The organism is Deltaproteobacteria bacterium (assembly GCA_003696105.1).
Taxonomy (GTDB): domain Bacteria; phylum Myxococcota_A; class Polyangia; order Haliangiales; family J016; genus J016.
The window spans coordinates 1-5233 of record RFGE01000181.1; the positions used below are offsets into that span (position 1 = coordinate 1).

Consider the following 5233-nt stretch of genomic DNA (forward strand, 5'->3'; position numbering starts at 1 on the left):
CATCCACGCCGAGTTCGCGCAACGCCACGAGCCCGATGCCCCAGGCGCCCATCGCACCCGGGTTCGGCGGCACCCACACCTCGCGCCCGGTCACAGCCGCGAGCGTCCACGCCAAGGACGGCCCGGACGCCGGCTTACCCTGGAAGAACACGCGACGCCCGAACGTGCGCTGTCCCATCACGCGGTTCAGATAGTTGTAGATCACCGAGTACTGAAACCCGCCGAACAGGTCGTCTACGCCGTAGCCCTCGGCCTGCGCCTCCCCGGCCGCCTCGGCGACGAACACGGTGCACATCTGGCCGAGGTCGGGGGGCCTGTCGGCGTTCATCGCCCGGCGCGTGAACTCGTGGATGTCGTGTACGCCGTAAAACGCCGCCTGCTCTTCGAGAAACGACCCGGTCCCCGCACTGCACGCCTTGTTCATGTCGCTTTCGACGATCTGGCCGCCCGCGATCTGAATGAACTTGGCGTCCTGGCCGCCGATCTCGACGACCGACAGGCTCTCGCCCCGGTCCGGGTCGCAGCGGATCGCCGCGGTGGCGTGAGCCACGATCTCGTTCTCGACGACGATGCGGTCGCCCGCGTCGGCGAACGCGGCGCGCGCGACGGTCGCGACCGCCTCCCGACCGGACCCCGTAAGGCCGATCGCGCGCACGTCGGCCTGCTGTCGCGCGACCTGCGCGATCAGCCGGCGCGCGGCGTCCACCGGATTGCCGCGCGTGCGGTCGTACGCGTCGAACACGACCTCTCCGGTCGCCAGCGACGTGAGCACGGCCTTGCTGCCGGTCGACCCGAGGTCGAGGCCGAGCACGGCCGGCTCGCGCACGGCGCCGTCGGGGACGCGTGGCGCCTCCAACCGCCGGACCCGGTCCGCGTACGACCGCGGTGCGCCGAGCGCCCGGAACCGCCGCGGCTTGGTGCGCCACAGGGCGCGCACATCATCCGGCAGCGTGACGGCGCCGCGCGCGACCGCGTGTTCCGCCGCGAGTGCGCACGCGCCGAGCGCCTCGGCCGTCTGCGCCCACGGCGGCACGATGACGTCCGTGCCCGCCGCCTCGGACAGCGCCGCGACCAGCGACCGCAGTCGCGCGCCGCCGCCGATCGCGTAGACCGGACCGTCGACGCGAGCGCGCGCCACGAGCGCAAACGCGTAGCGCCCGATCGACTCGAAGTAGCCGCGAAACAGCGCGTCGGCCGGCCGCCCCTGGTTGCCAAAGTGCGTCATCTCGCTCTTGGCGAACACCGAGCAGCGCGCGGTGATCGGGATCGCCTCGGCCGCGCGCACCGCGAGCGCGTCGGCTTCCTCGATCGACAGGCCGAACCGCCCGGCGATCTTGACCATGGTTTCGCCGGTGCCGGACGAGCACTTGTCGCTCGAAAAGTGACGCACCCGCCCCTCGGCGTCGCGCACCAGCGCCGAGTAGCCGCGCGCACCGACGCGCACGATGTGGAGCGGCCCGCGGTCGACGTCGACCACGCCGAGCGCCGCGTCGAGGCAGGCGTCCTCCGGCAGCGAGTGCAGCGCCGGCGGGCACAGCTCGTCGGCGTACAGGCCGGTCGCGCCGAATGCCGCACAGTGGCGAACGGCCAGGGCGTCGTACAACTCGGCCAGCGCGTCCAGGGGTCGTCCGCCGTGCGGGCGGATCTCCGCGCGGTCGACGTGCACGCGGCCGTCGCGCACGTCCGCGACGACGAGCCGCACGGTGGCCTTGCCGAGGTCGCACCCGGCGACTCGAAGCGGTGGCAGCGCAGTCATGCTCGTTCACCGTACCGCGGCCGGCGGCGCCGGCTACTTGACCGGCGCCAAGTCCGGCGAAGACCACGGGCCGCGAGGGCCAACGGATCGGGGCCGCTACAACAACGGACTGAGCAGGTGGGCGGCCGCGTCCACGATCTGGCGTGCCGCCGGCTGCGCCGCGAGGTAGTCTCGCGTGATCTCGCTGCAGCGCGCTTCGTCGGCGGCCATCATGGCGGCGAGCTGCGCGACGAACGACGCGCTGGTGACGAAACAGCTCGCCTCGAAGTTGAGTCGGAACGACCGCGCGTCGAGGTTGGCGCTGCCGAGAAACGCGAGCGACTCGTCCACGATCGCGGCCTTGGCGTGCAGAAATCCGGGCAGATACTCGAACACGCGGATGCCCGCGTCGAGCAGGTCGGGATAATACGAGCGCGCCGCCATCTCGACCAGCCTGACGTCGCTGCGCCGCGGCAGGTACAGGCGCACGTCGACGCCGCGGAACGCCGCGCTGCGCAGCGCGGCCATCAGCGCGGGCCCCGGGACGAAGTACGGCGTCATGATCCACAGCCGCGACTGCGCCGTGACGACCGCCGCAAACAGCGCCTCGTGCGTCGGGTTGTACGCCGGAAAGTCGGGGCCGCTGGCGATCACCGCGCATTCGGCGGCGTCGGCGCCGTCGACGGCGGGAGACTTGCCGAAGTAGTCCGCGCTCGCCAGGTCTTCGCGGGCCGCGTAGTGCCAGTCGTCGGCGAACACCTCCTGCAGCTGATCGACGACCGGGCCGCGGAGTTCGACCGCGAGGTCGTGCCAGTCGCGCGTGTACTCGTCGCCGATGTTGATGCCGCCGACGAACGCGCGCTCGGCGTCGACGACGAGGATCTTGCGATGGTTGCGAAAGTTGAGCGCGGCGCGCAGAGTGCGTACGCCGAGCGGCAGGAACGTGGCGACCTGAACGCCCGCGTCGCGCAGCGCGCGCTTGTAGGCGTGCGACAGCCCGAGCGAGCCGATCCCGTCGTACAGCGCGCGCACCTCCACTCCCTCGCGCGCCTTCGCGCACAACAGATCGCGAAAGCGTCGACCGGTCGCGTCGTCGCGCCAGATGTAAAACAGCGCGTGAACGTGATGGCGCGCCGCCTCGATGGCGCGCTCCATCTCCGGATAGGCGGTCGTCGCGTCGACGAGCAAGCGGCACCGATTGCCGGCGCTGGCCGGGAAAATGCCGCGGCGCAGGTGGTCGGGCAGCCGGCAGAAGCCGAGCACCGGCCGCGCGGCCGGCGCGCGCACCCGGTCCCGGACGGCGGTGAGCGCCGGTGCGAGGCGCTCGTGCGCCCGCCGCCGCCGGCGCCGCTGGCGCTCCAGGTGCATGCGCCCGAGCAGCCACCACAGGGCGACGCCGAGCACGGGCAACGCCACGAGCACCAGGATCCAACTCAGCGCCGCCATCGGGCGGCCGCGCCGCCGCAACAGCACGCTCGGGATCGACGCGACGGCCAGCGCCGTGGACCCGAGCTGCAGCACGGCCCACCACTGCCCGGCGCCCTCCGGCACGTCACGTCTCCCGCTGGCGCAACTTGTCGATGAGCAGCGCGACCTGCCGGCGCGTCTCGATCAGCTCGCTGCGCAGTCGCAGCACGATCTCGACGCCGGCCCAGTTGACCTCGAGTTCGCGCACCAGCGTGCGCGCCACCCTCACCTGCTCCACCGCCTCTGGATCCAGCCGGTCGGCCGCCACGAGACCGTGCTCGATCGCCTCCTCGATGAACTCGCGATCGCCGCCGAGCAGGGCGGCGGCCTGTTCGAGGTCCAGCCAGTCGGACGTCATAGCGTCAAGCCCTCCCTGACCGGTCGCGGGTACAACCGGTCGGCCGCGCGCAGCGCGTCCGCGAGCGCGGCGTCGCCCGGCGGCGGCATCACGACATCCAGCTCCACGTAGAAATCGCCGACGCGATCGCCGCGGCGCACCCCCTTTCCGCGCAGCCGCAGCTTCGTGCCGGATTGGGACCCGGGCGGAACCTTGACGGTGACGCGGCCGTCGAACGTCGGCACGTCGATGGACGCCCCGGCGTAGGCCTCGGCCAGCGTCACCGGCACGCGCAGGTACAGGTCGCGGCCGACGCGGCGCACGCGCGGGTGCGGCGCCACCCGCGTCTCGATGACGAGGTCGCCCGGCGGACCGCCGCCGGCCCCGGGCATTCCCTTGCCGCGGATGCGCAGCGTGTCGCCGTCGTCCGCGCCGGGCGGAATGCGCACGCGCGTCTTTCGCGTGCGGCTCACCGTGCCCGCACCGCCGCACGCGCCGCAGCGCGGGCCCGTCTTGCCGCTGCCGCCGCACGCGCCGCAGGTCGTGACCATCCGCAGCGGGCCCTTGACCGCCTGCACCTGGCCGCGGCCGCCGCAAGCGTCGCACGTGCTCGCCGACCCGGACTCGACGCCGCGGCCACCGCACGCGCCGCACGGCTCCTCGATCGGTACGGCGACCTCGACCTCGGTACCGCGCAGGGCGGTCGCGAAGTCGAGCTGGACGGTCGCCCGCACGTCCGCGCCGGGTCGCGCGCGCGCGCCGGGTCGACCTCCGCCGGTTCCCGCGCGGCCGAAGCCGCCGAAGCCGCCGAAGCCGCCGAACAGATCGCCGAGGTCGAAGTCGAACTGCTCCGCCTCGAACGGATGGCCGGTTCGCTGCCGCTCGGTCCGCCACCGCGCGTACTCGCGCGCCTTGTCGGGGTCGAAGCCGGACGCGAGCGACGCTTCGCCGAACTCGTCGTACGCCTTGCGCTTGTCTGGGTCCGACAGCACCTCGTACGCCGCGCTCACCTCCTTGAACTTCTCCTCGGCCTCCTTGTTGCCGGGGTTGACGTCGGGGTGATACTTGCGCGCGAGCTTGCGATACGCCTTGCGGATGTCGTCGGCGCTCGCCGTGCGCGAGACGCCGAGCACTTCGTAGAGGTCTTTCATGACGCCTTGCGCGCACCGCGCGGCACCGGCAAGTACTGCACGGCGGGGTGCGCCCTCGTCGGCTGCGGATGCAGCGCCATCAGGTGGTGGACGATCTCGGGAAAGTCGGTGGATACCGGCAGGCCCATCTGCCGGGCGTCGTCCGCCGAGAAGCTGTGGTCGTGCGTGTAGTAGCCCTGGCTCAGGCGGTCCGCGAGCCGCTCGGCCTGGTCGTCGGCCATGCGTCCGGCCAGCAGCCGCCGGACCGTATCCTTGACCTGGGCCAACGCCATGCGCGCGACGTCGGCCTCGATCAAGGTCTGATCGTCCACGTCCCCGACCGGCTTGCTCTCCGCTACGCGAACGATCGACGCGGCGGGCCGCTGGCCGATCTGCGGATCGACGGGACCGAGGACGGCGTGCGGGTCCATGACGATCTCGTCGGCGGCCAGCGCCAGCAAGGTGCCGCCGCTCATCGCGTAGTGCGGAACGAAGACGGTCACCCGCGCCGGGTGCTTGCGCAGCGCCCACGCGATCTGTTCCGCGGCGAGGACGAGGCCGCCG

General features: G+C 72.6%; 5 protein-coding genes. All 5 read right to left on the reverse strand.

Features of this window, described 5'->3' with window-relative positions; genetic code table 11:
- The coding region (locus tag D6689_11940) for a hypothetical protein (protein ID RMH41069.1) at positions 1-1756 on the reverse strand (1756 nt) is incomplete at its 3' end.
- A gap of 96 nt (positions 1757-1852) precedes the next feature.
- Positions 1853-3286: a cardiolipin synthase gene (cls, locus tag D6689_11945; GenBank protein ID RMH41070.1), complete on the reverse strand. Its 1434-nt coding sequence runs from the start codon at positions 3284-3286 to the stop codon at positions 1853-1855.
- Between the two features lies 1 nt (position 3287).
- Positions 3288-3560, reverse strand: coding sequence for a hypothetical protein (locus D6689_11950; GenBank protein RMH41071.1), 273 nt, complete (start codon positions 3558-3560; stop codon positions 3288-3290).
- A complete protein-coding gene (locus D6689_11955) occupies positions 3557-4690 on the reverse strand; it encodes a J domain-containing protein (GenBank protein RMH41072.1) in 1134 nt (377 codons plus the stop codon). Before D6689_11955 ends, D6689_11950 begins: the two co-directional genes overlap by 4 nt.
- On the reverse strand, positions 4687-5233 hold a 547-nt coding region (locus tag D6689_11960; GenBank protein ID RMH41073.1), incomplete at its 5' end, for a hypothetical protein. The genes D6689_11955 and D6689_11960, both read right to left, overlap by 4 nt.